Source organism: Acidovorax benzenivorans (genome assembly GCF_028680575.1).
GTDB classification, from domain to species: domain Bacteria; phylum Pseudomonadota; class Gammaproteobacteria; order Burkholderiales; family Burkholderiaceae_C; genus Acidovorax; species Acidovorax benzenivorans.
On record NZ_JAPCKI010000001.1, the window covers coordinates 549,025 to 575,229 of the forward strand.

Annotated in this window: 25 protein-coding genes; 10 read left to right on the forward strand and 15 right to left on the reverse strand. The window is 64.7% G+C overall.

Annotated features, from left to right (window positions below; all coding sequences use genetic code 11):
- Window positions 1-54: 54 nt before the first annotated feature.
- Window positions 55-810, reverse strand: coding sequence for a TerC family protein (locus OIN59_RS02555; RefSeq protein WP_274106837.1), 756 nt, complete (start codon window positions 808-810; stop codon window positions 55-57).
- 534 nt (window positions 811-1,344) lie between these two features.
- Here OIN59_RS02555 and OIN59_RS02560 point away from each other — a divergent pair.
- Window positions 1,345-1,794 carry a DUF3717 domain-containing protein gene (locus OIN59_RS02560; RefSeq protein WP_274106839.1) on the forward strand — a complete coding sequence of 150 codons (450 nt, stop codon included), beginning with the start codon at window positions 1,345-1,347 and terminating at the stop codon, window positions 1,792-1,794.
- 51 nt (window positions 1,795-1,845) lie between these two features.
- The gene (locus OIN59_RS02565) at window positions 1,846-2,151 is read left to right on the forward strand and encodes a putative signal transducing protein (protein ID WP_274106840.1); all 306 of its coding nucleotides are present in this window, start codon (window positions 1,846-1,848) and stop codon (window positions 2,149-2,151) included.
- 83 nt (window positions 2,152-2,234) lie between these two features.
- On the opposite strand, the gene OIN59_RS02570 is transcribed toward OIN59_RS02565, so the two are convergent.
- Genes OIN59_RS02570 through purB form a run of 3 tightly spaced genes read right to left on the reverse strand, consistent with a single transcriptional unit; the run spans window position 2,235 to window position 5,917 of the window.
- Window positions 2,235-2,795, reverse strand: a complete 561-nt coding sequence (locus tag OIN59_RS02570) for a YaeQ family protein (RefSeq protein WP_274106842.1) — start codon at window positions 2,793-2,795, stop codon at window positions 2,235-2,237.
- 2 nt (window positions 2,796-2,797) lie between these two features.
- On the reverse strand, window positions 2,798-4,492 hold the full coding sequence (locus tag OIN59_RS02575; RefSeq protein WP_274106844.1) for a tetratricopeptide repeat protein: 1,695 nt from the start codon (window positions 4,490-4,492) through the stop codon (window positions 2,798-2,800).
- A gap of 45 nt (window positions 4,493-4,537) precedes the next feature.
- Window positions 4,538-5,917: an adenylosuccinate lyase gene (purB, locus tag OIN59_RS02580; RefSeq protein WP_274106846.1), complete on the reverse strand. Its 1,380-nt coding sequence runs from the start codon at window positions 5,915-5,917 to the stop codon at window positions 4,538-4,540.
- A 132-nt stretch (window positions 5,918-6,049) separates the two neighbouring features.
- Here purB and OIN59_RS02585 point away from each other — a divergent pair, with 132 nt between their 5' ends.
- From OIN59_RS02585 to OIN59_RS02620, 8 genes are all read left to right on the forward strand, one after another.
- Complete coding sequence (locus OIN59_RS02585) at window positions 6,050-6,664, forward strand: glutathione S-transferase N-terminal domain-containing protein (protein ID WP_274106848.1); 615 nt, start codon at window positions 6,050-6,052, stop codon at window positions 6,662-6,664.
- A 104-nt stretch (window positions 6,665-6,768) separates the two neighbouring features.
- Window positions 6,769-7,485 carry a TetR/AcrR family transcriptional regulator gene (locus OIN59_RS02590; protein ID WP_274106849.1) on the forward strand — a complete coding sequence of 239 codons (717 nt, stop codon included), beginning with the start codon at window positions 6,769-6,771 and terminating at the stop codon, window positions 7,483-7,485.
- Between the two features lie 240 nt (window positions 7,486-7,725).
- Complete coding sequence (locus OIN59_RS02595; RefSeq protein ID WP_274106851.1) at window positions 7,726-8,310, forward strand: TRAP transporter small permease; 585 nt, start codon at window positions 7,726-7,728, stop codon at window positions 8,308-8,310.
- A 27-nt stretch (window positions 8,311-8,337) separates the two neighbouring features.
- Complete coding sequence (locus tag OIN59_RS02600; protein ID WP_274106853.1) at window positions 8,338-9,618, forward strand: TRAP transporter large permease; 1,281 nt, start codon at window positions 8,338-8,340, stop codon at window positions 9,616-9,618.
- 56 nt (window positions 9,619-9,674) lie between these two features.
- Window positions 9,675-10,679 carry a TRAP transporter substrate-binding protein gene (locus OIN59_RS02605; protein ID WP_274106855.1) on the forward strand — a complete coding sequence of 335 codons (1,005 nt, stop codon included), beginning with the start codon at window positions 9,675-9,677 and terminating at the stop codon, window positions 10,677-10,679.
- 129 nt (window positions 10,680-10,808) lie between these two features.
- Entirely contained in the window at window positions 10,809-11,669 is an 861-nt protein-coding gene (locus tag OIN59_RS02610; RefSeq protein WP_274107161.1) for a shikimate dehydrogenase, read from the forward strand.
- Window positions 11,670-11,706: 37 nt separating this feature from the next.
- Entirely contained in the window at window positions 11,707-12,606 is a 900-nt protein-coding gene (locus OIN59_RS02615; protein WP_274106857.1) for a VOC family protein, read from the forward strand.
- Between the two features lie 16 nt (window positions 12,607-12,622).
- Entirely contained in the window at window positions 12,623-13,528 is a 906-nt protein-coding gene (locus tag OIN59_RS02620; RefSeq protein ID WP_274106859.1) for a sugar phosphate isomerase/epimerase family protein, read from the forward strand.
- A gap of 17 nt (window positions 13,529-13,545) precedes the next feature.
- Here the strand turns inward: OIN59_RS02620 and OIN59_RS02625 are convergent, their stop codons facing one another.
- The 11 genes from OIN59_RS02625 to OIN59_RS02675 form a co-directional block, all read right to left on the reverse strand.
- On the reverse strand, window positions 13,546-13,995 hold the full coding sequence (locus tag OIN59_RS02625; RefSeq protein ID WP_274106860.1) for a nuclear transport factor 2 family protein: 450 nt from the start codon (window positions 13,993-13,995) through the stop codon (window positions 13,546-13,548).
- 8 nt (window positions 13,996-14,003) lie between these two features.
- Window positions 14,004-14,786 (reverse strand): SDR family NAD(P)-dependent oxidoreductase, encoded by a 783-nt coding sequence (locus tag OIN59_RS02630; protein ID WP_274106861.1) that lies wholly within the window; start codon window positions 14,784-14,786, stop codon window positions 14,004-14,006.
- Window positions 14,783-15,325 (reverse strand): DUF3833 domain-containing protein, encoded by a 543-nt coding sequence (locus OIN59_RS02635; protein WP_274106863.1) that lies wholly within the window; start codon window positions 15,323-15,325, stop codon window positions 14,783-14,785. Before OIN59_RS02635 ends, OIN59_RS02630 begins: the two co-directional genes overlap by 4 nt.
- Window positions 15,322-16,638, reverse strand: coding sequence for an MFS transporter (locus tag OIN59_RS02640; protein ID WP_274106865.1), 1,317 nt, complete (start codon window positions 16,636-16,638; stop codon window positions 15,322-15,324). Before OIN59_RS02640 ends, OIN59_RS02635 begins: the two co-directional genes overlap by 4 nt.
- A complete protein-coding gene (locus OIN59_RS02645; RefSeq protein WP_274107163.1) occupies window positions 16,635-17,132 on the reverse strand; it encodes a chalcone isomerase family protein in 498 nt (165 codons plus the stop codon). The genes OIN59_RS02640 and OIN59_RS02645 overlap by 4 nt, the downstream gene beginning before the upstream one ends.
- Before the next feature lie 80 nt (window positions 17,133-17,212).
- Window positions 17,213-18,445 carry an SAM-dependent methyltransferase gene (locus OIN59_RS02650; RefSeq protein WP_274106867.1) on the reverse strand — a complete coding sequence of 411 codons (1,233 nt, stop codon included), beginning with the start codon at window positions 18,443-18,445 and terminating at the stop codon, window positions 17,213-17,215.
- A gap of 35 nt (window positions 18,446-18,480) precedes the next feature.
- A complete protein-coding gene (locus OIN59_RS02655; protein WP_274106869.1) occupies window positions 18,481-19,272 on the reverse strand; it encodes a DUF1365 domain-containing protein in 792 nt (263 codons plus the stop codon).
- The gene (locus OIN59_RS02660; RefSeq protein WP_274106871.1) at window positions 19,269-20,588 is read right to left on the reverse strand and encodes an NAD(P)/FAD-dependent oxidoreductase; all 1,320 of its coding nucleotides are present in this window, start codon (window positions 20,586-20,588) and stop codon (window positions 19,269-19,271) included. Before OIN59_RS02660 ends, OIN59_RS02655 begins: the two co-directional genes overlap by 4 nt.
- A gap of 244 nt (window positions 20,589-20,832) precedes the next feature.
- On the reverse strand, window positions 20,833-21,417 hold the full coding sequence (locus OIN59_RS02665; RefSeq protein ID WP_274106873.1) for a glutathione peroxidase: 585 nt from the start codon (window positions 21,415-21,417) through the stop codon (window positions 20,833-20,835).
- 333 nt (window positions 21,418-21,750) lie between these two features.
- Complete coding sequence (locus tag OIN59_RS02670) at window positions 21,751-22,953, reverse strand: HD-GYP domain-containing protein (RefSeq protein ID WP_274106875.1); 1,203 nt, start codon at window positions 22,951-22,953, stop codon at window positions 21,751-21,753.
- 108 nt (window positions 22,954-23,061) lie between these two features.
- Window positions 23,062-26,196, reverse strand: a complete 3,135-nt coding sequence (locus OIN59_RS02675; protein WP_274106877.1) for an efflux RND transporter permease subunit — start codon at window positions 26,194-26,196, stop codon at window positions 23,062-23,064.
- Window positions 26,197-26,205: the final 9 nt, after the last annotated feature.

Here is a 26,205-nt window from a genome sequence, read left to right on the forward strand (position 1 = left end):
GGGCGGCATGGCCCCCTGCGCTGCCTCTGATGCAATGCAATCCGTGTGAAGCGGTCAGTGCCCTGCCGATGCCGAGCCAGCGCTGCCCCGGCGAGCAAGAATGAGCTTGCCAGCCAGCAAAACGAGCAGCGCGCCTGCCACGCTGGCACCGTACTTGACCGCGTCGGTCACTTCGCCACTCACGCCATCCAGGGGCATCTTGAGCATCCACTGCCACTTGTCTGGATTGGCCAGGGCTGGGTCTGTGACCAGCATGCCGCCCGCAATCCAGCCCAGCAGCATGCCGCCCAGCGTGATGATGACGGGGAAACGCTCCATCAGCTTGATGACCAACTGACTGCCCCAGACGATGATCGGGATAGAAATCAGCAGGCCCAGCACCACCAACAAGAAGGAGTGCTCGCCCGCATTCTGTGCGGCGCCCGCGATGGCAATCACGTTGTCCACGCTCATGACCAGGTCGGCCACGATGATGGTCTTGATGGCGGCCAGCAGCTTGTCGCTGCCTTGCACGTCGCCATGGCCCTCTTCATCGGGCGCCAGCAGCTTCACGCCAATCCACACCAGCAGCAATGCGCCCACAAACTTGAGGAACGGCAGCGCCAGCAGGGTCATCGCAAAGGCGATCAGGATCACGCGCAAGACAATGGCACCCGCCGTACCCCAGATGATGCCCTTGGTGCGCTGTGCGGGCGGCAGTTTGCGGCAGGCCAGGGCAATGACCACGGCGTTGTCGCCACCCAGCAGGATGTCGATGATGATGATCTGGCCGAGTGCGAGCCAGAATTCGGGCGAAGCCAAAAAGTCCATAAATTCCTCAGTGTCAGTGGCGAGAAACGAGGATCCTGGCGCCACTGTAGCGCCGAGTCCCCCGCAGGGATAGAGGGCTTACGGTGATCTGGTCAAGGAAGGCTTGCCCCGGAACGGGGAGACATGGCAAGCGAAGGGACGGCCTTGATCAGCCCACGGTGGGCCCATCAAAGGTCTTGCTCAGTTCCACACAGGCTGGTTGTGCGTGAACCCGGATTGCCGGAAGCGTGGCTTCGTATTGACGACAAATCCGATGTCTTGCATTGCGCAGATCCCACCCATGGTGGGTTGGCTGGCAAGACGGGAGCTACTCCCCTTCGAGACAGCGATTGGAACATCCCCGGCGAGGCAGCGCAAGTGCCGGGGTGTTGTGGTTACTGCGTACATCCATACACCCCACTGCGTGCGCTGAGCGAGAGATTCAGCCAGCGGGGAATACGACGGATACCACCACTGCCAGCTCCCCCGTGGCGGGCCGCTATGATCCAGCCCCCTCTTGTGCCCCTGCGCTTGTGCGTCTTTTGCCCCGTTTTCATGGCTGCCATTCACATCACCGACATCGAAGCCGCCATCAATCACTGGCGCCATCGCGCGCCCGCGTCCCCTGACGGGCTGGGCCTGGCGCCCGAGGTCCAGGCTCTGGGGGAGGCCTATGCGCTGATGGTCTATGGTCGCGCCACAGAGATCGATGAAGACCGCCTGCCTTCCGCCGCGATGGCCGCATGGCAGGCCTGGTATGACACGACGCCCGACACGCCTTGCATCGCGATTTGCTCCACCAGCCAGGGCGACGACTTGTGCAAGGGATGTGGGCGCACGTTCGACGAGGTGCAGTTCTGGCCCTCGTTCACTCCGGCGGAAAAGCGGGGAGTGTGGCGCCGCATCACGCTGGAGCACTCGGCCTGGCGTTTCAACCGGTATGCCGAACGCGCGGCTGAGGGGGTGACCGTAGTGCCGGGGGCTGCCGACGGCACGCAGGGCTAACTAGATCGCGGTGGGCTGTACGCGGGCCCGGCAAACCGCTATGGTGGTGCCATGCTGCGCCTGACCCAAGCCCCGAACATCGCAATCGCCACCCTGTGGGCGGACCTGCTGTGTGAGGCCGGCATGACGGCCTCGGTGCAGCGCCAGTACCTGGGTGCCGCCGCTGGGCACCTGCCGCCCGACCAGTGCCTGCCCGAAATCTGGCTGGACCACGATGAGCATGCCACGCGCGCGCAGGCCTTGCTGCAAGAGCTACAAGACCTGCCGCAGCGCCATTGGGCCTGCCGCTGCGGCGAGATGGTGGAAGGCGGGTTTGAACAGTGCTGGCATTGCGGAGCGCTCATGCCACGCGACTGACAGTATGCGACTGTTTGCTATTTATTTGATAGCTTATCAGGTAAGTGAATCTGGCGCTATCGGGCGTTTTGGCCTGAAATGTCTCACTTCCAACGCACGGGCTCCACATGCACGCTGCCCTGCGTGCTGCTCAGGGTGATGGCCCCTTCCTGCACCGTGGCTTGCAGCTGCATGCTGCGTTCGGCCAGTTGCGCCAGCGCTTGCGAGGCCTCGGTCGGGATGCGCCAGACCTGCAGCTTGTCCAGCCGCGAAAGCTTGGTTTCAATGCCCTTCCACCAGATCTCGGCCGCGTGGTTGAAGCAGTACACGATCACTGAGTCAGCCTTGCTGCAGGCTTTCGTCAGGGGCTTGTCTTCCGGCTGCCCTACTTCGATCCACACGCGTTTGCGGCCGGTAAAGTCCGTCAGCGATGCATCTGGGTCATCCGGGTCCGACAGCCCTGCGCCGAACGCGAGTGTGGCGTCGCCATTGCACAGGTCATTGAGCTGGTGTGCCTGAATGGCCAGGGCTGTCAGCCGCACCATCATGCGCTCGTCGGTTTCGCTGGGGTGGCGTGCCAGGGTGAGCGCATGGTCGGCGTAGTAGCCGTGGTCGATGTCGGCGATCGCAAGGTTCGCTTTGAATATTGTTGATTTGATCGCCATTCTCAGCGGGCTCCTTCAATTTGTACTTCTACGTCAGCCCCATTGCTTCGACGTTTTTCAATGACATATCGGGCCGAAAAACTGCCCAGGCCTGCGGCAGTTTGCAGCGCATCCTCCGCGTCAGGGCGTTGCAAGGCATAAAGCGCGCGAAATCTTTCAAACCAAATTCGCGGTTCGTCGTGGGGGGTTATCCGCTCGGCGGTTTCCAGGTCAGAAAGTGCTTCTTGGGGGCGGCCTATCCGGGTGAGCGTCGTTGCGCGAGCGAGGTAGAAACTGGAGTTCTCGGGGCTCAGTTCGATGGCCTTGCCGATATCTGACAGTGCTCCCTCAACGTTGCCCTTCTGGAAGCGCTCGTTGCCCCGGTTGAAGAAGATCCGGCTCGCTCCAGCTACTTCAGGTTTCGGTAGTTTGGCTGCGGCGTCTTCCCAAAGAGCGGCCCGTGAAGAAAAGCTCTCCAGCCGGTCTCGCGACTGTACAAACAACAGGGGGATCACCAGCACGCCCAGTGCAAGTGTCATACGCCACGGAAGGTGTCGTGCCAAAGCGGCGACAGTCGCAGCATACCCAATGGCCCAGATATAACTGCGGTAGAGCACGTAAGGCTCCTGAAAGCGCACAAGGCTGAACTCGACCAGAAACAGCAAAGCGCTGAATGCGAGACCAAAAGCGAACAAACGGTGCTTGCCCGTCCGCAGCGAAAGACCTGCCACCACAGAAGGCACTGCCACAAATAGGCCCAGTTGCAGCAAAGCGCGAACGGAAGTCCAGGGTTGGAGAAAATCGACCCTCAAGTCTGCAGACATTCTGGTGGTGGAGGGCATTAGCCACTGCAGCCAGTATTGGTAGTACAGCTGGGCCTGCGTGTAGGCCGAAAATAGCCACCTATCACCGCGGCCCTGGAATGCAGGCAGGCCGTAGATTTCACCTGTCAGGTCGCTCAGTCTGGGTTCGTACGGCTGGCCAACAAATCCCATCCCCACGCTGAAAACCAAGGCAACGGCTGGCAAATTCGCGCAAATGAAAGTGGAGCAGACTTGTATCGTTCGTCGATCCACCCGATCCAGCAGCAAAACGAGTGACAAGGCTGCAAATGGAACGGTCACTGAATGTTCCTTGCACAACATGGCTAGAGATGACATCAGCGCCGCTCGCAACGCCCTGACATGGCTACCTTCCTGCAGGGCCATCAGCAAATAGCGCAAGCTGATCAGCGAGAACAGCGCGGCCATGACGGTAGTGCGCTGTATCAGGTATCCCGCCGCATAGACGGCCACTGGATGCACCACGAACACAACGGCCAGCAATGCTGCAATGGCGTCGGCCTGCTCACGGGCTATGGCAGCCGACTCGCTTCGGCGCCCGTCCAGAATGAGCATCTGCTTGAGCAATTGATAAAGTTGCCAGGCGACCAAAACGTGCAGCACCAAGCTGATGAGCCGATGCGCTTCCATGGTGCCCCATTGTGTTTGGACCCAACCCAGGGTGAAGTACGGCAACGACCGGGTAAGCAGCTCCCAGGGCTCCACCGCCGCGGTCGTTAGACGGGAGGTGAAGAAGAGATTTCCGTCATCAAAAACAAACGGATTTTCCAGGTACGGGCCGTACAGCGCCGCCGCGAATGCCGAAACTACGACAAAAACAAGCAGAGCAAACAATGATTCCTTTGACCAACGCCCTCGAATGAAAGGCGCTTTCATCCAGGTACTCTCTTGGGTGTACAGCTCTGCCGCATGGAGATAGCACTACACCCGGCGCGCCAGCTCGGCCGCCTTGCCCACGTAGCTGCCGGGCGTCATCGCCAGCAAGCGGTCTTTTTCTGCCTGGGGGATCTCCAGCGAGGCGATCAAGCCATGCAGCGCCTCGGCGGTCACGGTTTTGCCGCGCGTCACTTCCTTGAGCTTTTCGTAGGCGCCTTGCACACCAAAGCGGCGCATCACCGTCTGGATGGGTTCGGCCAGCACTTCCCAAGATGTGTCCAGGTCTTCGGCCAGGGCTTCTTCGTTGATTTCGAGCTTGTTCAGGCCCGTGAGCAGCGAGGCGTAGGCCAGCGTGGCGTAGCCCAGGGCCACGCCCATGTTGCGCAGCACGGTGCTGTCGGTCAGGTCGCGCTGCCAGCGGCTGATGGGCAGCTTTTCGGACAGGTGCTTGAGCAGCGCATTGGCCAGGCCCAGGTTGCCTTCTGCGTTCTCGAAGTCGATGGGGTTGACCTTGTGCGGCATAGTGGACGAGCCGATCTCGCCCGCCTTCAGGCGCTGCTTGAAGTAGCCCAGGCTCACATAGCCCCAGATGTCACGCGACAGATCGATCAGGATGGTATTGGCACGCGCCACGGCGTCGAACAGCTCGGCCATGTAGTCGTGCGGCTCAATCTGGATGCTGTAAGGCTGGAAGGTCAGGCCCAGGCCCAGGGGTTCGGGCGTCTCGATGACCTTCTTGCTGAAGGCTTCCCAATCAAAGTCGGGCCAGGCGGACAGGTGGGCGTTGTAGTTGCCCACCGCGCCGTTCATCTTGCCCATGATCTTGACGGCGGCAATGCGGTCGCAGGCGGTTTGTAGGCGCATCACCACGTTCGCCATTTCTTTGCCCACGGTGGTGGGGCTGGCAGTTTGGCCGTGGGTGCGGCTGAGCATGGGCACGTCGGCAAAGGCGTGGGCCATTTCGCGCAGCTTGAGCACGATGCGGTCCAGGCCCGGCAGCACGACCTGGTCGCGCCCCGAGCGCAATTGCAGCGCGTGGCTGGTGTTGTTGATGTCTTCGCTGGTGCAGGCAAAGTGCACGAACTCGGAGGCTTTTTCCAGCTCGGGGCGTGCCTCGAACTTGCTCTTGATCCAGTATTCGACCGCCTTCACGTCGTGGTTGGTGGTCTTCTCGATCTCTTTGATGGCGGCGGCATCGGCCTCCGAGAAGTTCTTGACCAGGCCCAGCAAGTAAGCACGTGCTCCGGTGGTGAGGGGCTTGAATTCTGCAAACCCTGCGTCAGACAGGGCAATGAACCACGCCACTTCCACTTGTACCCGGCGGTGCATGTAGCCGTGTTCGCTCATGATGGGGCGCAGGGCGGCAAGTTTGGGGGCGTAACGGCCGTCAAGCGGCGACAGGGCGGTGATGGTGGACAGGCTCATGGCGCGCAATTGTAGGCGGGGTGTGTCGGTGGGGGTTGTGGGGGCCGCGCATCAGTCAGCCTTGTGCTGGGCTGCTGTCGATAGAATCAAACCCGAATTGTTCAGCATCCCCCGCGCACTGGAAGACACACCATGAAATTGATCGGAGCCACCGCCAGCCCCTACGTGCGCAAGGTACGTATCGTGATGGCTGAGAAAAAGCTCGACTACCAGTTCGTGCAAGAAAACGTCTGGGCAGACGACACCCATATCTCCGCATCCAACCCCCTGGGCAAGGTGCCCTGTCTGGTGATGGAAGGTGGCGAGGCTGTGTTTGACTCCCGCGTGATCGTCGAATACCTCGACACCCTGTCACCCGTGGGCAAGCTCATCCCCACCCAGGGCCGCGAACGCGCCGAGGTCAAGACCTGGGAGGCCTTGGCCGACGGTGTGATGGACGCTGGCATTCTGGCTCGCCTTGAAGCCACCTGGGTCCACCGCAAGGACAGCGAACGCAGCCAGGCCTGGATCGACCGCCAGTTGCTCAAGGTGAATGACAGCCTCAAGTCCATGAGCCAGGGCCTGGGTGACAAACCCTACTGCAGCGGCATCCACCTGAGCCTGTCGGACATTGCCGTGGGCTGCGCTCTGGGCTGGCTGGAGTTCCGCTTCCCAGAGATCGCCTGGCGCAGCGAGTATCCCAACCTGGGCAAGCTGCTCGACAAGCTGATGCTGCGCCCGAGTTTCGCGGACACCAAGCCCTCTTGAGCCAGGCTGGCGGTGCCTGAACGGGCAGGTGCCTCGCCCCGCCCAATGGCAGATATGGGCCTTCGTGCAGTCTTGGCCTGCGCTTGCCGTATGCTCCAGGGCTTATGAACGAAATGGTTCAAAACCCACCCTCAGCCCTCGGCACAAGGGCCACCCGCCAGCGCGCGGCCCGTGACGCCGCCGCCACGCCAGGCGCAGATCGGGTGCGCGTGAATGACCCGGACCGCACCATGGCCAACATCCTGCAGGTGGCCACTGCGGAGTTTGCCGACAAGGGGTTGGCCGGTGCGCGCATCGATGAGATTGCAGCCCTTACCAGCACCAGCAAGCGCATGATCTACTACTACTTTGGTAGCAAGGAAGGTCTGTATGTAGCGGTGCTGGAGGATGCCTACCGCCGTATCCGGCGCATTGAGTCGGAGCTGCATCTCGAAGACCTGGCTCCAGAGCAGGCGCTGCGCACGCTGGTCGGCTTTACGGTGGACTACCAGCTTGCCAACCCCGACTTCATCCGCCTGGTCATGAACGAAAACATGCACCGGGGCGAGTTCATCAGCCGCTCCACCACCATTCAAGAGCTCAACATCCCCGTTATTCACGCAGTGCGCGACGTATACCAGCGGGGCGTAGCCGCCGGTGTGTTTCGCCCCGATGTGGACCCGGTCGATCTGCACATGTCGATCTCGGCGCTGTGTTTTTTCAATGTGGCCAACCGCCACACCTTTGGCGCGATCTTCAAGCGCTCGCTGGATACGCCCGCTGCCACGGCGCAACGCCGTGAATCGATCATCGAAATGATCGTGCGCTTTCTGCGGCCCTGAAGCGGGCCAGGCCGCCGCCGCAGCAGCAGCAACACTTTGCGCCTTCCCTTGCACTCTGCACCCGTGCTCTAGCAGGAGGGCGCCGCGCGCAAGCTGCGGTTGATCGACCCACCACCGATCCCATTCACCGGGCCCCTGCCCGTTTTGATCGCCGCATCCGGTGCAGGGTTTGCACCTAGGTCAAATACTAACCAGTTCGTACAAAATTTGATCCAATCGCACACAACAACTGGAGACACCATGCTTGCATTGGCCGACCGCTGGCTGGGGAGATACACCCGCGCACTCGACATGCTTTCCGGCCTGTGCCTGGCCGTGATGGTGTTGCTGGTGTTTGGCAACGTGGTGTTGCGCTACACCCTGAACTCCGGCATCACGGTATCCGAAGAACTCTCGCGCTGGTTGTTTGTGTGGCTGACCTTCATGGGGGCTGTGGTGGCTCTGCGCGAGCATGGGCACCTGGGCACCGATGTGCTGGTGTCGCGACTGCCCGCCACAGGCAAGAAGATCTGTCTGGTGCTGGCCCAGATCGCCATGCTGTATGTCTCTTGGCTGCTGCTCAAAGGCAGCTGGGCGCAGATGGTGATCAATGCCGAGACCGAAGCACCCGTCACCGGGGCGTCCGTGGGCATCTTCTATGCCAGCGGTGTGCTCATGGGGGCGTCGGGCATTGCCATCCTGTTGCGCGACCTGTTGCGTACGCTGTTCGTGCCGCTGGACGAGCGCGAACTGGTCATGGTGCAAGAGAGTGAAGAACTCGCGGCGTTGCAACACCGCACGGAGGACGCGAGTGCTACCTCTTCCTCGGCAGGTCCCCGCCGCTGAACGGCCCTTCGTACCGGAACCCGCACCATGACCGTCACTATCTTTCTCGGCTCCCTTCTGCTCGCCATGGCGATCGGTATTCCCATTGCGTTTGCGTTGCTCATCAGCGGCGTGGCGCTGATGTGGCATCTGGACCTGTTCGACGCGCAGATCCTGGCGCAAAACGTCATCAACGGCGCCGACAGCTTTCCACTGCTGGCCGTGCCCTTCTTCATGCTGGCTGGCGAGATCATGAACGTGGGCGGGCTGTCCAAGCGCATCGTGAAACTGGCGCTCACCCTGGTGGGCCATGTGCCCGGTGGCCTGGGCTACGTGGCCATCATGGCGGCGGTGATCCTGGCCGCCGTGTCGGGCTCGGCCGTGGCCGACGCGGCGGCGCTGGCGTCGCTGCTGCTGCCGATGATGGTGGCGGCGGGCCACAACAAGGAGCGCTCGGCCGGGCTGATTGCCTCCGCCGGCATCATTGCTCCGGTGATACCGCCGTCCATCGGTTTTGTGATCTTTGGGGTCGCGGCGAACGTGTCCATCAGCAAGCTGTTCCTGGCGGGCATCGTGCCGGGCGTCCTGCTGGGGATGGCGCTGGCAGTGACTTGGTGGTGGCTGGTGCGGCGCGAAGATGTGGCACCGCCCAAGCGTGCCACCCGCGCCGAACTGGCTGTGGCGCTGCGCGAAGCCGTGTGGGCACTGGGCCTGCCCATCATCATCCTGGTCGGCCTGCGCATGGGTGTGTTCACACCCACCGAAGCCGCCGTGGTGGCCGCCGTCTACTCGTTGTTTGTGGCGATAGTCGTTTACCGCGAGCTGAGCCTGCGCCAACTGGCCGGGATCTTCCAGTCCGCTGCGCGCACCAGCGCCGTGGTGATGTTCCTGGTCGCTGCTGCCATGGTGTCGGCCTGGCTCATCACCGTGGCGGACCTGCCGTCTGCCGTGATTGGCATGCTGGAGCCCTTCATGGGCAACCAGACGCTGTTGCTGATCGCGATCATGGTGTTGGTCATGGTGGTGGGTACGGCGATGGACATGACGCCCACGATTCTCATCCTCACCCCCGTGCTGATGCCGGTAGTCAAGGCGGCAGGCATCGACCCGGTGTACTTCGGCGTGCTGTTCATCATCAACAACGCCATTGGCCTCATCACGCCGCCTGTGGGCACGGTGCTCAACGTGGTGGCGGGTGTGGGGCGCATTTCCATGTCACAGGTGACCCGTGGGGTCATGCCGTTCATGGTGGCGCAGTTCATCGTGATGTTCCTGCTGGTGCTCTTCCCCTCCATCGTCACCGTGCCTCTGCGCTGGTTGGGCGGCTGACCAGCCACCCAGCGCGTTCCGTTTCTGCCTGCCAAAAAACCCAAGGAGACTATTCCATGAAGCTGCTCAAAACCCTGCTGGCCACCGCCCTCCTGGCGGCATCGCTGCTGCCCGCTGCCCACGCTCAGGAGCGGACCATCAAGTTCGCGTTCCAGAATCAGAAGGATCACCCCCAGGCCCAGGGCGCGCAAAAATTCGCTGACCTGGTAGCAGCCAAGACCAGCGGCCGCATTGCCGTCAAACTCTTCCCCGGCGGCACGTTGGGCGGTGACCTGCAGACCGTGTCTGCGTTGCAGGGCGGCACGGTGGAGATGACGGTGCTGAATGCTGGCATTCTGTCCGCGCAGGCCAAGGAATTCGGCATCTACGACTTCCCGTTCCTGTTCGCATCGCCGCAAGAGGCGGATGCCGTGACGGATGGCCCCTTCGGCAAAAAGCTGCTCGACAAGCTCTCGGCCAAGAACCTCGTGGGCCTGGGCTACTGGGAGCTGGGCTTTCGCAACCTCACCAACAGCAAGCGCCCCATCACCAAGGCCGAAGACATCGCGGGTCTCAAGATCCGCGTGATCCAGTCGCCCATCTACATCGACATGTTCAACGCGCTGGGCGCCAACGCCGTGCCCATGCCCTTCCCCGAGCTGTACACCGCCATGGAACAAAAGGCGGTGGACGGCCAGGAGAACCCGTTCTCCACCATCCTGTCGTCCAAGTTTGCCGAGGTGCAAAAGTACCTGACCGTCACGCGCCACATGTACAACCCGCAGGCCGTGATCATGAGCAAGAAGTTCTGGGACAGCCTGAACCCTGCCGACCAGAAGGCCCTGACCGACGCCATGGCCGAAGCCACCACGTTCCAGCGCGGTGTGTCGCGCGTGCAGGCCAACGTGGCGCTCGACGACCTCAAGAAGGCCGGTATGCAGGTGTCCGAGTTCCCTCCTGCTGAGCTGGACAAGCTGCGCGCCAAGGTCAAGCCCGTGGTCGAAAAACACAGCGAAAAGGTCGGTGCCGAGACGGTGAAAGAGGTCTATTCCACGCTGGCCAAGCTCCGCGGCAGCAAGTAAGCCGAACGCTGCAAACCCCGCACTGCCGTGTGTGGCCTCGCCGCGCCCGGCAGTGCATCTACCCCGCATTCCGCCCGCCCCATGAGCACCCAGCTGCTTGATCCTCCGGTCATCAACATCACGTCCACCATGTCTTCCACAAGCCCCCGCAAGGTGCTGATCGGGCTGATCGGTGCCGGTATCCAGAAATCGCTGTCGCCCGCGCTGCACGAAGAAGAAGCGCGCCACCATGGCATGCGCCTGCACTACCAGCTCATCGACCTGGACCGCTCTGCTTCCTCGGCGGAGCATCTGCCCACGCTGTTGTCGGCGGCACGCATCATGGGCTATGCGGGCTGCAACGTGACCTACCCCTGCAAGCAGGCGGTGATCCCGCACCTCGACAGCCTGTCTGAAGAAGCGCGCGCCATGGGCGCCGTGAACACCGTGGTCATTCGCGACGGACAACTGGTGGGGCACAACACCGATGGATCGGGCTGGGCCTGGGGCTTCACCCGTGCGCTGCCCGGCGCCGACCTGCGCCGCGTGGTGCTGCTGGGTGCGGGTGGTGCGGGCGCTGCCATTGCGCATGCCGTGCTGCGGCTGGGCGCCGAGCACCTGAGCATTGTCGATGCGCAGCCCGAGCGTGCGGCACAACTGGCGGCTGATGTGAATGCACTCTATGGAGCCCGTGCCGAGGCGGCGGAAATCCACTCGGCCATGGCGCAGGCCACCGGCATGATCCACGCCACACCCACGGGCATGGACAAGCTGCCAGGGCTGCCACTTGATGTGGCCCTGCTGCGGCCTGCCATGTGGGTCTCCGAAGTGGTGTATTTCCCGCTCGACACCGCCCTGGTGCAGGCGGCGCGCGCGCTGGGCTGCCGCGTGTCCGACGGCGGTGGCATGGCCGTGGGCCAGGCCGTGGGCGCGTTCGAGCTGTTCACCGGCGAGGCGCCGGATGCGGCGCGCATGGACGCGCATTTCCGCCGCCTGGTCAGCGCCCGTTGAACCCCGCCCCTGCAGCAAATCACAAGGAGTTGAATCCATGAGCACCCCGATGATGGCCGCCCGCGAAGCGCTGGGCGAACTGCCCAACCCCCTGGGCCTGCAAGGGGTGGAGTTCATCGAATACGCCACCAGCCGCCCGCAGGCGCTGGGCCAGGCGCTGGAGCGCATGGGCTTTCAGCCCGTGGCGCGCCACCGCTCGCGCGAGGTGCTGCTGTACCGCCAGGGCGACATGAACATCATCGTCAACGCCCACCACGACAACGAACGCACGGGCGTGCATGCTCCGCCCGCGCTGACCGAAGCGCCGGTGCTGGCTGCCATCGCGTTCCGCGTCAACAACGCCGCCGCCGCCTACCGCCGCGTGCTCGAACTAGGCGCCTGGGCCGTGCACACCGAGGTCGAGGTGATGGAGCTGAACATCCCCGCCATCCACGGCGTGGGGTCCAGTCGCATCTACTTGGTAGACCGGTACAAGGAGTTCTCGATCTACGACGTGGACTTTGTGCCCATCCCCACCGTCAACCCGCGCCCGCCCGCACTGCAGGGCCTGCACCTGTTTGGCGTGGTGCAGTACATCGGCCTGGGCCGCGCGCAGGACTGGATCCACTTCTACGCAGAGCTGTTCGGCTTTGCCGAGCTGTCGCCCGAGCAATCATTTGGTGTGCTCACACACGGCCGCATCCTGGCCAGCCCTTGTGGCACGCTGCATTGGCAGCTGATTGAGCCGCTGGTCGATGCGCTCGATGCCGACCCGGAGGAGCTGCTGCAGCGCGTGGCCTTTGGCACGCCCGATGTGCTGGCCACCGTGCAGGCGCTGCGTGCGCGGGGTGTGGACTTTGTCGAATCACCCACGGGCGTGCACACCGGCACGCGCGGCGCCCTCACCCGCGCAGATGCAGGCTCGCTCAGCTTCGAGTTGGTGCTGGACGCACGCTGAGCCTGGAGACTGCCCCATGCGCACATCCACCATGCAACGCAACGTCGCCGACTTCGGCATGGACACCATCAGCCTGGCCGGCCCGCTGGAGGCCAAGCTGGCTGCCGTCAAGGCCGCTGGCTTTGGCCAGATCATGCTGGCCGCGCGCGACATCGTGGGCCATCCGCAGGGCATTGAGGCGGCCGTGCACGCCGTGCGCAGCAGTGGCCTGCGCGTGACGGGTTTTCAGGTGCTGCGCGACTTCGAGGGCCTGTCGGGCCACCTGCACAGCTACAAGGTGGACATTGCCAAGCAGATGATCCTGATGGCGCGCGACCTGGGCGCACCCGTGCTGCTGGCCTGCAGCTCCACATCGTCGCACGCCACGGCGGATGCCGACGCGATAGCGCGTGATCTGCGCAAGCTGGCCCTGCTGGCGCTGCCACACGGCATTCGCGTGGCGTTTGAAGGCCTGTCGTGGGGACGACATATCAACGAGGTGCACCAGGCCTGGGCGGCCGTGGAGCAGGCCGATTGCCCCAATCTCGGGTTGGCCATTGATTCGTACCACCAGTTCGCCACCAGCACGCCGCTCTCGGCGCTCACGGATGTGGACCCCGCCAAAATCTACCTCGTGCAGCTGTCGGACTTCATGTGGCAGGAAACGCGCACGGTACAAGAGCGCATCGACACCGCGCGGCACTTTCGCGTGTTCCCTGGCGAAGGCGTACACAGCCAGGCCCTGGCCGAGCTGGTGCGCACGCTGGACGGCATGGGCTACGAGGGCGACTACAGCTTTGAGGTCTTCAACGACGACTACCAGCAGCTGCCCCTGCCCTATGTGGCGCAGCGCGCGTGGAACAGTGCGCTGTGGCTCGCAGAAGGTGTGCTGCAGCGCGCGGTGCCGCTGCCCGGGCATTCGCGCATCCGGGCAGTGGGGTGAAGTGGGGTGAACAGGCCCTAGCTGTTGGCGCGCTTCTTGAGCCAGCGCATCAGTGCGCCGACCACGGGTAGCTTTTCGTACAGCTCTTCGGCCGCGTCCCAGTAGTCGCGGTGCAGCGTCACCAGACCTTGTTCGTCCAGCACCAGGTGAGAGGCCCCACGCACCGTCTGCGTCACGCCCTTGTGAAAGTCCTTGAACGCGAACAGGAAGTCCCAGGTCAAAAAGCACTGCGTGCCCTGCACCACCCGTCCGGTGACCACAAAACGGGGCTGCTCCAGAGCTTCGAACATGTGGGCAAAGATGCCCTGGATGGCGGGCACACCCACGACCTCGTTGAACGGGTCCTTGAAGCGCGCCTGTGGCGCGTAGAACTGGCCGATGGTCGCTACGTCGGCCGGTGAGAGGTTTTCAAAGAACGCGACGACACGTGTGACGGCTTCTTCGGTGGCAGGGGCGGGAGGCTGCATGGTGGATGTCAAAGTCCGGTGAAGCGGCGAACCGCTGGAAAGTACCACCGATACGGCAACACGCGCAGCAGTTTCATCACGCGTGTGAAGCGCTTGGGAAAGTGAATGTCGAAGTGTCCTCGCTCCCAGCCCCGCACGATGGCCGTCGCAGCAGCCTCCGGCGAGATCAGCGCGGGCATGGTGAAGTCATTGCCCGCAGTGAGCGGCGTGGCTACAAAGCCGGGGTTGATCACGCTCACGCCCATGCCCAGGCCGTGCAAGTCCAGATACAGCGCCTCGGCCAGGTGGATGAGCGCCGCCTTGGTGGGCCCGTAGGCCAGGCTCTTGGGTAAACCGCGAAAGCCCGCCACGCTGCTGATGACGCTCACGTGCCCAGGGCGACCGGCCTGCGCTGCCGCCAGCATCGCGGGCAATACGCCAGCCAGCACATGCAGCACGCCGTTGTAGTTGATCTGCTCGTGGCGCAGCATCACGGCCAGATCGAAGTCGGTGGCGCGCATGTCGCGGTAGTAGCCCGCGCAGTAGCACACCAGGTCGGGCGTCCCTCCCGCGAGCACCTGCGCTGCGGCGGCGTGCACCTGTGCCGGTTCGGCGGTGTCAAAAGCCAGCGCCATGCTGCCGGGGTGCTGCACGACAAAGGCGTTCAGTGCATCACCGCTGCGCGCCGACACGATGACCTGCGCACCGCGCGCATGCAGCGCGGCTGCGGTGGCCCGGCCAATGCCACTGCTGGCCCCGATGAGCCAGGCCCGGCGGCCATGCCAGTCGCGCAATGGAGGGTTGAGGCTCATGGTGCGCGTTTGGTGAAGGACAGCGTGATCTCGCCCAGGCGCACGCCGAACTTGCTCATGGTGGCGCGGTTGAGCATCACGCGGTCGTCGATGAGAACCATCCAGTCATCCAGGTCCACGTGGTAGACCTTGCCGTCCACAGCCAGGGCCAGCGTGTAGTTCCAGCGGAAGGCGTTGCCACGTGTCTGGCCGTTGGCCCTGCCCACCACATCGTTGGCCGTGCCTGTATAGCGGCCATCGGCGTGTTTCGTCAGGCGCCAGATGCGGCGCTGCGCGGTGCCGTCTGAATAGGTGAAGGCTTCGTCCAGCACGCCCTCGTTGCCTTTCCATGAGCAGTCGATGACCACGGTGAAGCGCTTGACGATCTGGCCGCTGCGGTCCTGAAAGATGCCGTAGGCGTCGATTTTGCCGTTGAAATACTGGGCCAGGTCGAGCGCAGGCTTTTCGCTGGCGTAGCCATCGAGGTTCTGGCTGGCGCAGCCGGACAGCACCACGGGTGCGGCCGCGGCGGCCGAAAGGAGGAGGCGTCTTTGCATCATGCTTGTGGTCTTGGGTCGCAAACCATCGCCGCGTTGCGAGGGCGCCGCAGGATGAGGAGATAGAGCGCTGCCGCCGCCATCAGCTTGAGCACGCAGGGCAACACCGCATAGGCCAGGCCCAGGGTCTGCAAGCCGTCTTCGCTGCGCGTACCCGGTGTGTAGCCCCACCAGCCCAGCAGAGGCAGTGTCAGTCCCGCAGCCAGGGCCAGGTTGAGCTTGGTGGCAAAGTTCCACCAGCCGAAGTACGCGCCCTCGTGCTGGCCGCTGTCGCCCTCGGCGGCGATTACACCAACCAGCAGGGCGCTGGGCAGCGCCAGGTCGGTGCCCAGCGCCACACCCGACAACGCACAGACCACCAGGAACGGCACCACATCACCCGCGCCCAGAAACGCAGTCCACACAAACACAGCCGTCGCCAGCAGCATGCCCGCCAGCCAGGTGCGCGCCAGGCCCCAGCGCGCCACGGCACGCAGCCACAGCGGGATGGACAGCGCCGCACAGACAAAATAGGCCGCGAGGAACATGGGCTCCTGCGCGGGCGGGGCCTGCAGGCGGTCCTGGATGAAGAACAGCACCAGCGTCGCCGGGATGGCACTGGCAATGCCATTGAGCATGAATACGGCCAGCAGGCGGCGAAACGCCGGGAGGCCCCAGGGCCGCCAGAGGTTGGCGCGCTGTGGTGGGCGATACACACCGGCCACGGCGACACCCGCATGCGCTGCAGGGCGCGGGGCTCTGGTCCAGGCCCACCAGCCCAGCAGCAGGGCGATGGCAAACACACTGAGCATCACCGGCAGGCCCAGCAGCGCAGGCAGCACCGAAGCCAGCACCACGCCCACCAGCGCGGCGCCCTCACGCCAGGCCACGATGCGGCCGCGCTGCAGCTCGTCGCCGCCCAGCCGTGCGCCCCAGGACTGGTGCGCAATGCTGAGCTGGCTGTATGCGGTGTAAGTGATGAGCAATGCCACCAGTGCCCAGGCAATGAGCGCATCGGCCCCGCGCACCAGGGGAAAGAACAGGCTGGTCAGCCCCAGTGCCAGCACCACTGCCGACAGCGCGCCCACCCCCAGCACCGCACGCACCGAGCGGCTAAACAAATGGTCGGCCAGGCGGCCCAGCAGCGGATCGATGAACGCATCGAACAGCCGCGCCGCCAGCAGCACCGAGCCCAGCGTGGCCAGGGGCATGCCGAACTCGCGCGCATAGTGGTTGGGCAGCAGCACATACAGCGGCAGCGCCACAAACGCCAGCGGCAGGCCCAGCAGCCCATAGGCCAAGCCTGCGCTGGCGCGGATGGGCTGCGTGGAGGTCATGGTTGGCCTGCAGTGCGGGTGGCGGCCAGCAATTCCTGGCGCAGCCCGGGTTCGGAGGTCTGCGGAGACAGCCAGATGCCAAAGAACAGGCGCGAGAACTCGGCGTCCGGCACCTCACCGACGACACGCCCCGCCATCTTGAACACCGCACCCACGCCCGGCTGGTGAATGCCCAGCAGGCGGTCGCCCGACTTCACACCCGGCAACGCGGCCTGCAGCGCCTGCTGCCAGCGCGTGCCCTGCTGGGGCGTGAAGCTGCCCACGCGGCGCATCTCTTCCAGCGAGCGTTTGGCGATGGCCTCGGCCGTGAAATCGCGGTGGTAGGTCAGCTCCAGCGCCAGCGGCTGGGCGCCGTAGTTGTCGGCATCAAAGCCGGGCTGCACCCACAGGCGGGCGCGGTAGATCTCGAAACCCAGGAACCGGAGCACGCCCTGGCCCGCCAGGCGCGCGCCCGACAGGGGCGTGGCGGTGGCCGACTCTGCCGCTTGGGCCATCGGCATGGCCTGTGCGACAGCGGTATTTGAATAAAAACAGGCTCCAGCGCTTATGTATAAAGCGGTAATTGCTATGTTTTTCATAGCGATTGGTCTTTCGCCAGCGTGTACTGCACCAGGTCGATGTTGCTCATCGCAAACGCCGCCTCGCAGTAGGCCAGGTAGAACTCCCAGATGTGCAGGAAGCGCTGGTCAAACCCGAGCTGCAGGATCTGCGTGCGCTGCGCCAGAAAGCGCTCGCGCCAACGCTTGAGGGTCTCGGCATAGTCCTGGCCAAACGCAAACTCGTCCACCACACGCAGCCCTGCGGCCTCGGCCTCGCGGCGGAACTCCCGGGGGCAAGGCAGGCAACCGCCGGGGAAGATGTACTGCTGGATGAAGTCGGTGGAGCTGATATAGCGGTCGAACAGGCTGTCGTCGATGACGATGCTCTGGATGCAGGCCTTGCCGCCGGGCTTGAGCAGGCGGTTCACCGACTGGAAATAGGTGGGCCAGTATTCGCGGCCCACGGCCTCGACCATTTCGATGGAGCAGATCGCGTCGTAGGGGCCGTCCTGGATGTCGCGGTAGTCCTGCAGGCGCAAATCGGCCTTGTTCTCCACGCCATGTGCCGCCATGCGTTGCTGCGCAAAGGCCAGCTGCTCGGTGGACAGCGTGACACCGGTGAGGGATGCCCCAAATTCGATGGCCGCCATCTCGGCCAACGCACCCCAGCCGCAGCCGATCTCCAGCACCCGGTCGCCCGCCTGTACACCCGCCATGCGCAGCGCGCGGCGCACCTTGGCGTGCTGGGCGGTGCGCATGTCGCCGTCCGCATCGCCTTCGAACCAAGCGGACGAATAGTTCATCGTGTCGTCCAGCCAGAGTTCGTAGAACGCGTTGCCCAGGTCGTAGTGGGCGTGGATGTTTTTCTGGCTGTTGGCGCGCGTGTTGCGGTTGAGCAGATGCTTGATGCGGTACAGCAGCCGCCCGGCCCAGGTGCCGTAGATCACGCCTTCGACCTGCTGGCGGTTGGCGACAAAGAGCTTGAGCAGGTCGGTGAGGTGTGGCGTGGTCCAGTCGCCCGCGATGTAGCTCTCGGCAAAGCCGATGTCGCCCGACTTGAGCGCTGCGCTGCACACGTTCCAGTTCTTGAGCGTGATCGCGGCAGACGGGCCATCGCCGTGCCCAAAGTGCTGCAGCGTGCCGTCGGGCAACTGCACCGTGAGGTGGCCGTGCTGCAGGCGCTGCAGCAGCTTGAGCGCCGTGCGGGCGGCGGCAGGAGTGCCCGCAGGCAGAGCGTGGCCGGAGCGAGGGGCTGTGGTGGAGTTCATGGCGGCGGTCTCTCGGGGCTGGAACGGCATGGAGATCAACGGGTCACGATGGAGGCGGGCGCCTCGGGCTTGCGGTGGAAACGCACACGCTTGAGCCACAGCTGCAGCGCGTGCCAGTGGATGCGGGCGATGATGGCCAGCGTCATGGCCGGGTAGCCCCAGAGCGCCTGGCGCAGGGTTTGTGCGGTGATGGCGTGCAGGGTGCCGCTCACGCTGGTCTGGATGAGCGGGCCGGTGTCGTCGTCGTGGTCGATGCGCACCACGGTGCGGCCTGCGTCCTGTGCCCCGGCCTCGGTGCGCAGGAAGCGAAAGCGGTAGCCGCCAGCCACCTCGCAGAACGGCGACACATGGAACACCTTGCGCGCCCGCTGCTCCACGCCGTACTGCGGCGCTTCGAGCAGGTAGCAGTGGCGCTCGCCGAAGGTGTTGTTGACCTCCACCACGATGGCGCGCAGGTGGCCGTCGGCACGGTGGCAGTACCAGAAGCTCACGGGCTTGAAGGTGTAGCCCAGCACGCGCGGGTAGCAGTGCAGCCAGACCTCGCCGGTGGCGTCGGCGATGCCTTCGGTGCGCAGCAGCTCGTCCAGCCAGGCCAGCGCCCCGCCCTGCGCGGCGCTGCGGCCGTCACCGTGGTCCACGTCATGGAAGCTGATGGCACCGCGCCGGTTGATGGCCAGTTCACTCTGTATGCCGGGCATGCCGCGCATCGGCAGCATCAGGAAAAAAGTGGGGTAGGCAAAAGCGTGCCGCCGGGGCCGCAGCCGCGTGTGGCGCACCTGGCCAAAACCGATCAGGGGCGCTGCGGGTGGGGCTGGGGCGTGGCTCACGCAGCCTCCGCCAGGGGCGCGGGCATGGCGGCCAGCAGTTGCTCGGCCACGGCCAGACCCGATTTGAGGCCGTCTTCGTGGAAGCCATAACCCGTCCAGGCGCCGCAGAACCAGGTGTGCTGCTGGCCTTGCAACTTGCCCACCTGCTGCTGCGCGCGGATGGCGGCCATGTCGAACACCGGGTGGGCGTAGTCGTAGCTGCCGATCACGTGTTCAGGCGCAATGTCGCGCACCGGGTTGAGCGACACCACCACGGGCTGCGCAAACGGCACGGGCTGCAGTTGGTTGATGAGGTAGTGCAGGCACACGCGGGCCGACTCGCGGCTGCGCTGCGGGGCGCGCTCATAGTTCCACGCGGCCCAAGCGGCCCGGCGCTGGGGCAGCACCGAGGTGTCGGTGTGCAGCACGGCGCGGTTGGCCTGGTAGCGGATGGCACCAAGCGCGGCGCGCTCCTGGGCGGTGGGCTGGGCCAGCAGCGCAAGCGACTGGTCCGAATGCGTGGCCAGCACCACCTTGTCAAAGTGCTCTGTGTGGCTTGTAGTCACCACGCGCACACCGGCTGCATCGCGTTCGATGCGGCGCACGGGCGTGTTCAGGCGCTTGTCTGCAATGCCCGCCACGATTTTGTCTACGTAGTGGCGCGCACCACCGGCCACCGTCCACCATTGCGGGCGGTTGCTCACCTGGATGAGTCCGTGGTTGTGGCAGAACTGGATCATGGTGGCCACGGGGAACTTCAGCATCTGGTCGGTGGGGCAGCTCCAGATGCAGCCCAGCATGGGCAAAAAGTACCAGTCGCGGAACGCGTCGCCAAAGCGGTGTTCGCGCAAAAAGTCGCCCAGCGGCTGCATCAGCGCGGCCTCGGCCTGTTTCTCTGCAATGCGCGTGCACAGTTTGTTGAAGCGCAGCAGGTCGCGCAGCATGCCCAGAAAGCGCGGACTGACCAGGTTGGAGCGCTGGGCAAACACGGTGCTGAGGTTGGTGCCGCTCCACTCCAGCGCGCGGCCACCGCCAGGGCCGCTCAGGGCGCCCGGCACCTGCACCGAGAACGACATGTCGGATTTGGCGGTCTCCACGCCCAGCTCGGCCAGCAGGCGGATCAGGTTCGGATAGGTGCGCTCGTTGAACACCAGAAAACCGGTGTCCACGCCGTGGGTGACGGAGGTTCCCGACGCATCGGGCAGCGTGACATCGACCGTGTGGGTGTGACCGCCGAAGTAGTCGCCGGCCTCAAACAGCGTGATGTCCGCCTGGCCGCGCAGCTGGCGTGCGACGGAGAGCCCGGAGATGCCGGAGCCGATGATGGCGATTTTCATGACCGGCTCCCTCTGGCCGGTGCACGGAATAAAAAGGTTGCGAAGCGTCCCGAAACGAATAAGAGAGGGAGGGAGGAGAAGCGCTCCAGGAGGTCAGTCGGAACCCGAGGGCCCGAAAGGCTTCGCAACGTTAAAACTGTACGCCGCGCAATCGTCTTGCGCAATGGATAGAGTGGGGCCGCGCTGGCGAAGTTCCAGAGGCCCTCTGTATTTTTTTTCAAGAAATGTAAAGAAATCATGGCACTCACCGGGGCGTAGGCAGGGCCAATTGCTGCTCGATGGCGCGCACCAGGCCCTTGTTGTCAGGCCCGGTCAGGCTGGAGTAGTGATCCACCAACTTGCCGTCGCGGCCCAGCAGGTATTTGTGGAAGTTCCAGCGGGGCGCCGTGCCCGACAGCTGCGCCAGCTGCTGGTACAGCGGCGAGGCCTCGGGGCCCTTCACGCTGCTTTTGGCAAACATCGGAAATTTCACGCCGAAGGTGTTTTCGCAGAAGTCAGCGATCTCCTGGTTGCTGCCTTTTTCCTGGGCGAAGTCGTTGGACGGGAAGCCCAGCACCACCAGGCCCTTGTCCTTGTAGTGGGCATACAGCGCCTCCAGCCCCTTGTACTGGCCGGTAAAGCCACAGAAGCTGGCCGTGTTGACCACCAAAACCACTTTTCCGCTGTATTGGCACAGCGACTGGGGCTTTTCGTCTTGCAGGCGCGGGAAGGTGTGCTGCAGCGTGGCCGGGCATCCGGCAGGTGCATCGGCCGCCTGGGCGGTGGGCGCCAGCAGCAGCCAGGCCACCAGCGCGGCAGCTGTCGAGAGGAGTCGTGTAGGGCGGTTCATAGGTTTGGAGGCAGTGAGTGCAGGCAATTTAACCATTCCATCATTTTTTGTCCACATGAGTTTTTATTTGTACTGAATGGTTTACGTGGTGCGAGCGCATTTGGATTCAGATTTCTGAACGAAGTGGGGTGAGGGGGCGAAAACCGTTTCGGCAGTGCGAGCGGTGCCAGTCCCTGTTGGCGTTGGCAGGGACAAGTGCGCTGGCAACGCCAACCCCGGCGCCGTGCGCGGGGCGCCGCTCGGGGGCGAAACAAACGAGGGTTCAGCGGCGCTGCCCGGCCCGACGGCGGCAGCAGAGGGAGCCGGGGCACCTGCGGTGGCCCCGGCGCGGCGTCAGACCATTTGCAGCAGGCGGTCCAGCGGCAGCTTGACCCGTACATCCTTGAAAGCCACCACGCCGGTGATCTTCCAGGGGGGCATGCCCGTGTCACGGGGAATGAGTTCGCCCGTGGGCATGCCGTCGCGGTTGGTCACCACGGCTACGCGCGGGGTGGTGGCTGTGGTGCCCCGGCGGATGACCACCCCCACCTCACGGCTGGCCAGGCGCACGAAGGCGCCCGGGGGGTATACGCCCAGGGTCTTGACGAGGGCTGCGCCTGCCTCGTCCACCTGGTGTTCTTCGTCGTAGTAGCTGGCCTGCATGGCGGCCGTGACGGGCATGGGCAGCCGCGCCGCGCGGGGGGCCATGCGGGCGCCAAAAATGTCGGCGCGCTGCAGCAGGCGGGCCATTTGCTGGGCTTCGGTCTTCTTGGCCAGGGGCCCGGGCGTGCGGTGGTGGTGGCAGCGCACGGCCTCCAGCCACACCGGGTCGGCCACGCCCAGGTGGCGCAGCAGTGCCTCGGACCGCGCAGCGTGGTCTTCCACGGCGGCTATCTGGGTGGCGGTGAGGGGCTGGGTCTGCAGGACCAGCTGGTCCTGCAGCTCGGTCATGGCGATGTTCATGCTCAGAGCCGCGTGCCCTAACTGCTGCACCCGGCCGCTGGGCCAGCGCAGCATCTCGCGGGCCACCACCATGCACACGCAGCTGACCAGCATGGAATGCGTGGCGCTGTACATGCGCGTTTCCTGGGTCGAGAGATAGATCAGGGCCAGCAGCGTGGCGTCGGGCGTCTGTTCGCAATGGCGCACCAGCTCGTCGTGCAGCGACTGAAAGCGCCCGCCGAAGTCGCTGGGCGACGGGGCGCGCAGCAGTTGTGTGGCGCGCAACTGCAGCTCTGGCCAGTCGGGCAGGGTTTTGCCTGTGCGGGCGGCGGCAGCCTGCTCGCCCGCCGTCATCTTCATGGCTGCGATCTCGCCCAGATTGGTGTCGGCGATCAGCATGCGCTGCAGCTGTGCCAGGTAGGCCCGGTGGCTGTCACCGGACTCATCAGTATCCACGCACAGCTGCCGCCCCCGCCCCACCATCTTGGCCAGCTCTTCCCGGGTGCGTATCACGTAGCCTTTTTGCGCCAGCAATACGCCATCGGCCCCCCGCAGCACAAAAGGCAGTGGGTGGCCCAACTGGATGGATTCGATGTTCAGGCTGACGAGGTTCATGGTGCGCGTTGCATTATCCGACGGCTACCCCCAACCAAAGCCCGTGCAACCCCCGTGATTGCCCTGCTTTTTGGGCGCATACCGGGGGTGGCCGGGTTCGCCCTGGTGTCAGGGCGCGGGGGGCGGGGCTGCTTGCGCCGTGGCCGCCGCTGCGGGTGCTGCCGGTGCGCCAGGGTCAGTCCGCCCAAAACGCAGGCGGCGAGCCAGCCGCGCAAACCCCTGGCCCAGGTCGTCCACACCGGTGAACACCGCCGGAATCACCAGCAGGCTCAACAGCGTGGACGTGATCAGACCGCCAATCACCGCCACTGCCATCGGCGAGCGGAAGCTGGCATCCGCCGCACCAATGCCCAGCGCAATCGGCATCATCCCTGCGCCCATGGCCAGCGTGGTCATGATGATGGGCCGTGCACGCTTGTGGCAGGCGTCGATCAGTGCCTCGAACCGTGTCATGCCATGCTCGCGCCGCGCCAGGATGGCGTACTCCACCAGCAGGATGGAGTTCTTGGTCGCAATGCCCATGAGCATGATCAGGCCGATGAGCGAGGGCATCGAGAAGCTCTTCTGCGCAATCAGCAGCCCCACAAACGCCCCGCCCAGCGACAGCGGCAGCGCCGCCAGGATGGTCACCGGGTGCAGAAAGTCCTTGAACAGCAGCACCAGCACGATGTAGATGCACAGCACGCCCGTGAGCATGGCCAGGCCAAAGCTGGCAAACAGCTCGCCCATCATTTCGGCGTCACCAATCGTGATCTGGCGCACGCCGGGCGGCAGGTTCTGGATGGAGGGCAGCGCCTCCACGGCCTTGGTCACATCGCCCAGCGGCTGACCCGAGAGTTCGATCTCAAAGTTGACATTGCGAGCGCGGTCGTACCGGTCCACTACGGCCGGGCCGCCGCTGAACTCCAGCGTGGCCACCTGGCCCAGCATCACCGGGCCCTTGGCGCCCGGCACGGGCAGGCGTTCCAGCAGCGACAGGTCCTTGCGCGCATCGTCCTGCAGCTTGACGACGATGGGCACCTGGCGTGCGGCCAGGTTGAGCTTGGGCAGCGAAACGTCGTAGTCGCCCACCGTGGCAATGCGCAGCGTTTCGGCCATCGCGCTGCTGGTCACGCCCAGGTCGGCGGCGCGGGCAAAGTCGGGGCGCACGGCAATTTCGGACCGCACGAGGCTGGCGGTGGACGAAATGCTGCCCAGGCCGGGGATGGTGCGCAGGTCTTTTTCGACCGCCAATGCGGCCGTGGTCAGCGCCTGCGGGTCGTCGCCCGTGAGCACCAGCACGTACTTCTCGCCCGAGCCGCCCAGGCCCACCTTGCTGCGCACACCGGGCAGCGTCTCCAGCGCGGCGCGGATCTGGTTCTCGATGCCCTGCTTGCGCGGGCGGTCGCCGCGCTCGGACAGCAGAATGGTCAGCGTGGCCTTGCGCGTTTCGGTGCTCGCGCCGCCCATGAAGGGGTCGGTGCCAGCCGAGCCGCCGCCGATGGTGGTGTACACACTTTGCACATGCTCCACCTTGGCGATGCGCTGGCGCGCGTCTTCGGCCGCGGCACGCGTCTGCGCCAGCGTGGCGCCTGGCGCCAGCTCCAGGTATACCTGGGTCTGCGAGTTGTCGTCGGGCGGGATGAAGCCCGTGGGCAGCAGCGGGATCAGCGCCAGCGAGCCGATGAAAAACGCCGCCGTGGCAATAAAGGTCATCCACCGGTGCTTGATGCACCACGCGGCCCAGCGCAGGTACACCGTCATCCAGCGCGGGTCCTTGTGGCCGCCCACGATGGGTTTGAGGATGTACGCCGCCATCATGGGCGTGAGCAGGCGTGCCACCACCAAGCTGGCAAACACCGCCAGCGACGCGGTCCAGCCGAACTGTTTGAAGAACTTGCCCGCAATGCCGCTCATGAACGCAGTGGGCAAAAACACCGCAATCAGCGTGAAGGTGGTGGCGATCACGGCCAGGCCGATCTCGTCCGCAGCCTCCATGGCCGCCTGGTAGGGCGTCTTGCCCATGCGCAGGTGGCGCACGATGTTCTCGACCTCCACGATGGCGTCGTCCACCAAAATGCCCACCACCAGCGATAGCGCCAGCAGCGTGATCACGTTGATCGAAAAGCCCAGCCAGTACATGCCGATGAACGCCGGGATCACCGACAGCGGCAGCGCCACGGCCGAAACGAAGGTGGCGCGCCAGTCGCGCAGGAACAGCCACACCACCAGCACGGCCAGCAGCGCGCCTTCGTACAGCAGGTGCATGGAGCCGTCGTATTCCTCCTGCACGGGCAACACGAAGTTGAAGGCCTCGGTGATTTCCAGGTCCGGGTGCTGTGCGCGCATCTCCTGCAGGGCCGCCTGCACGGCAGAGCCCACTTCGACTTCGCTGGCGCCCTTGCTGCGCGCCACCTCGAAGCCCACCACCGGCTTGCCGTTGAGCAGGGCCAGCGCGCGGGGCTCGGCAATGGTGTCCGTCACCGTGGCCACCTGGTCCAGCCGCACGTGGCGGCCGTCCGACAGGGCGAGCGTGAGGCCCGCCAGCTCCTGCGCCGACTGCACCGTGGCCAGTGTGCGCACCGGCTGCTCGCTGCCGCCCAGGTCGGTGCGGCCGCCTGCACTCTCCGTCTGCACCAGCCGCAGCTGGCGCGACACATCGGCCGCCGTGGCGCCCAGGGACTGCAGCTTGACCGGGTCGAGCGCCACATGCACCTCGCGCTGCACACCACCTACGCGGTTGACGGCGCCCACGCCGCGCACGGTGAGCAGTTTCTTGGCCACGGCGTCGTCCACAAACCACGACAGCGCCTCGTCATCCATGCGGGCCGACGCGATGGTGAAGGCCAGCACCGGCTGCGCGGCCAGGTCCATCTTGGTCACGATGGGGTCGCGCACGTCGCCGGGCAGGTCACCGCGCACGCGGGCCACGGCAGAGCGCACGTCGTCCAGCGCCTCCTGCGTGGGCTTCTCCAGCCGGAACTCGGCGGTGATGGCGGCGCCGCCGTCCTGCACCTTGGTGTAGATGTGCTTGAGGCCCTGCAGCGTGGCGATGCTGTTCTCGATCTTGCGCGCCACGTCGTTCTCCAGCTGCGCGGGCGAGGCGCCCGGCAGCGCCACGGTCACGGAGATCGTGGGCAGGTCGATGTCGGGAAAGTTCTGCACCTTCATGGCGTTGAAGGACAGCAGGCCGCCGAAGGTCAGCAGCACAAACAGCATCAGCGCCGGTATGGGGTTCTTGATGGACCAGGTGGATACATTCATCTGGAATGC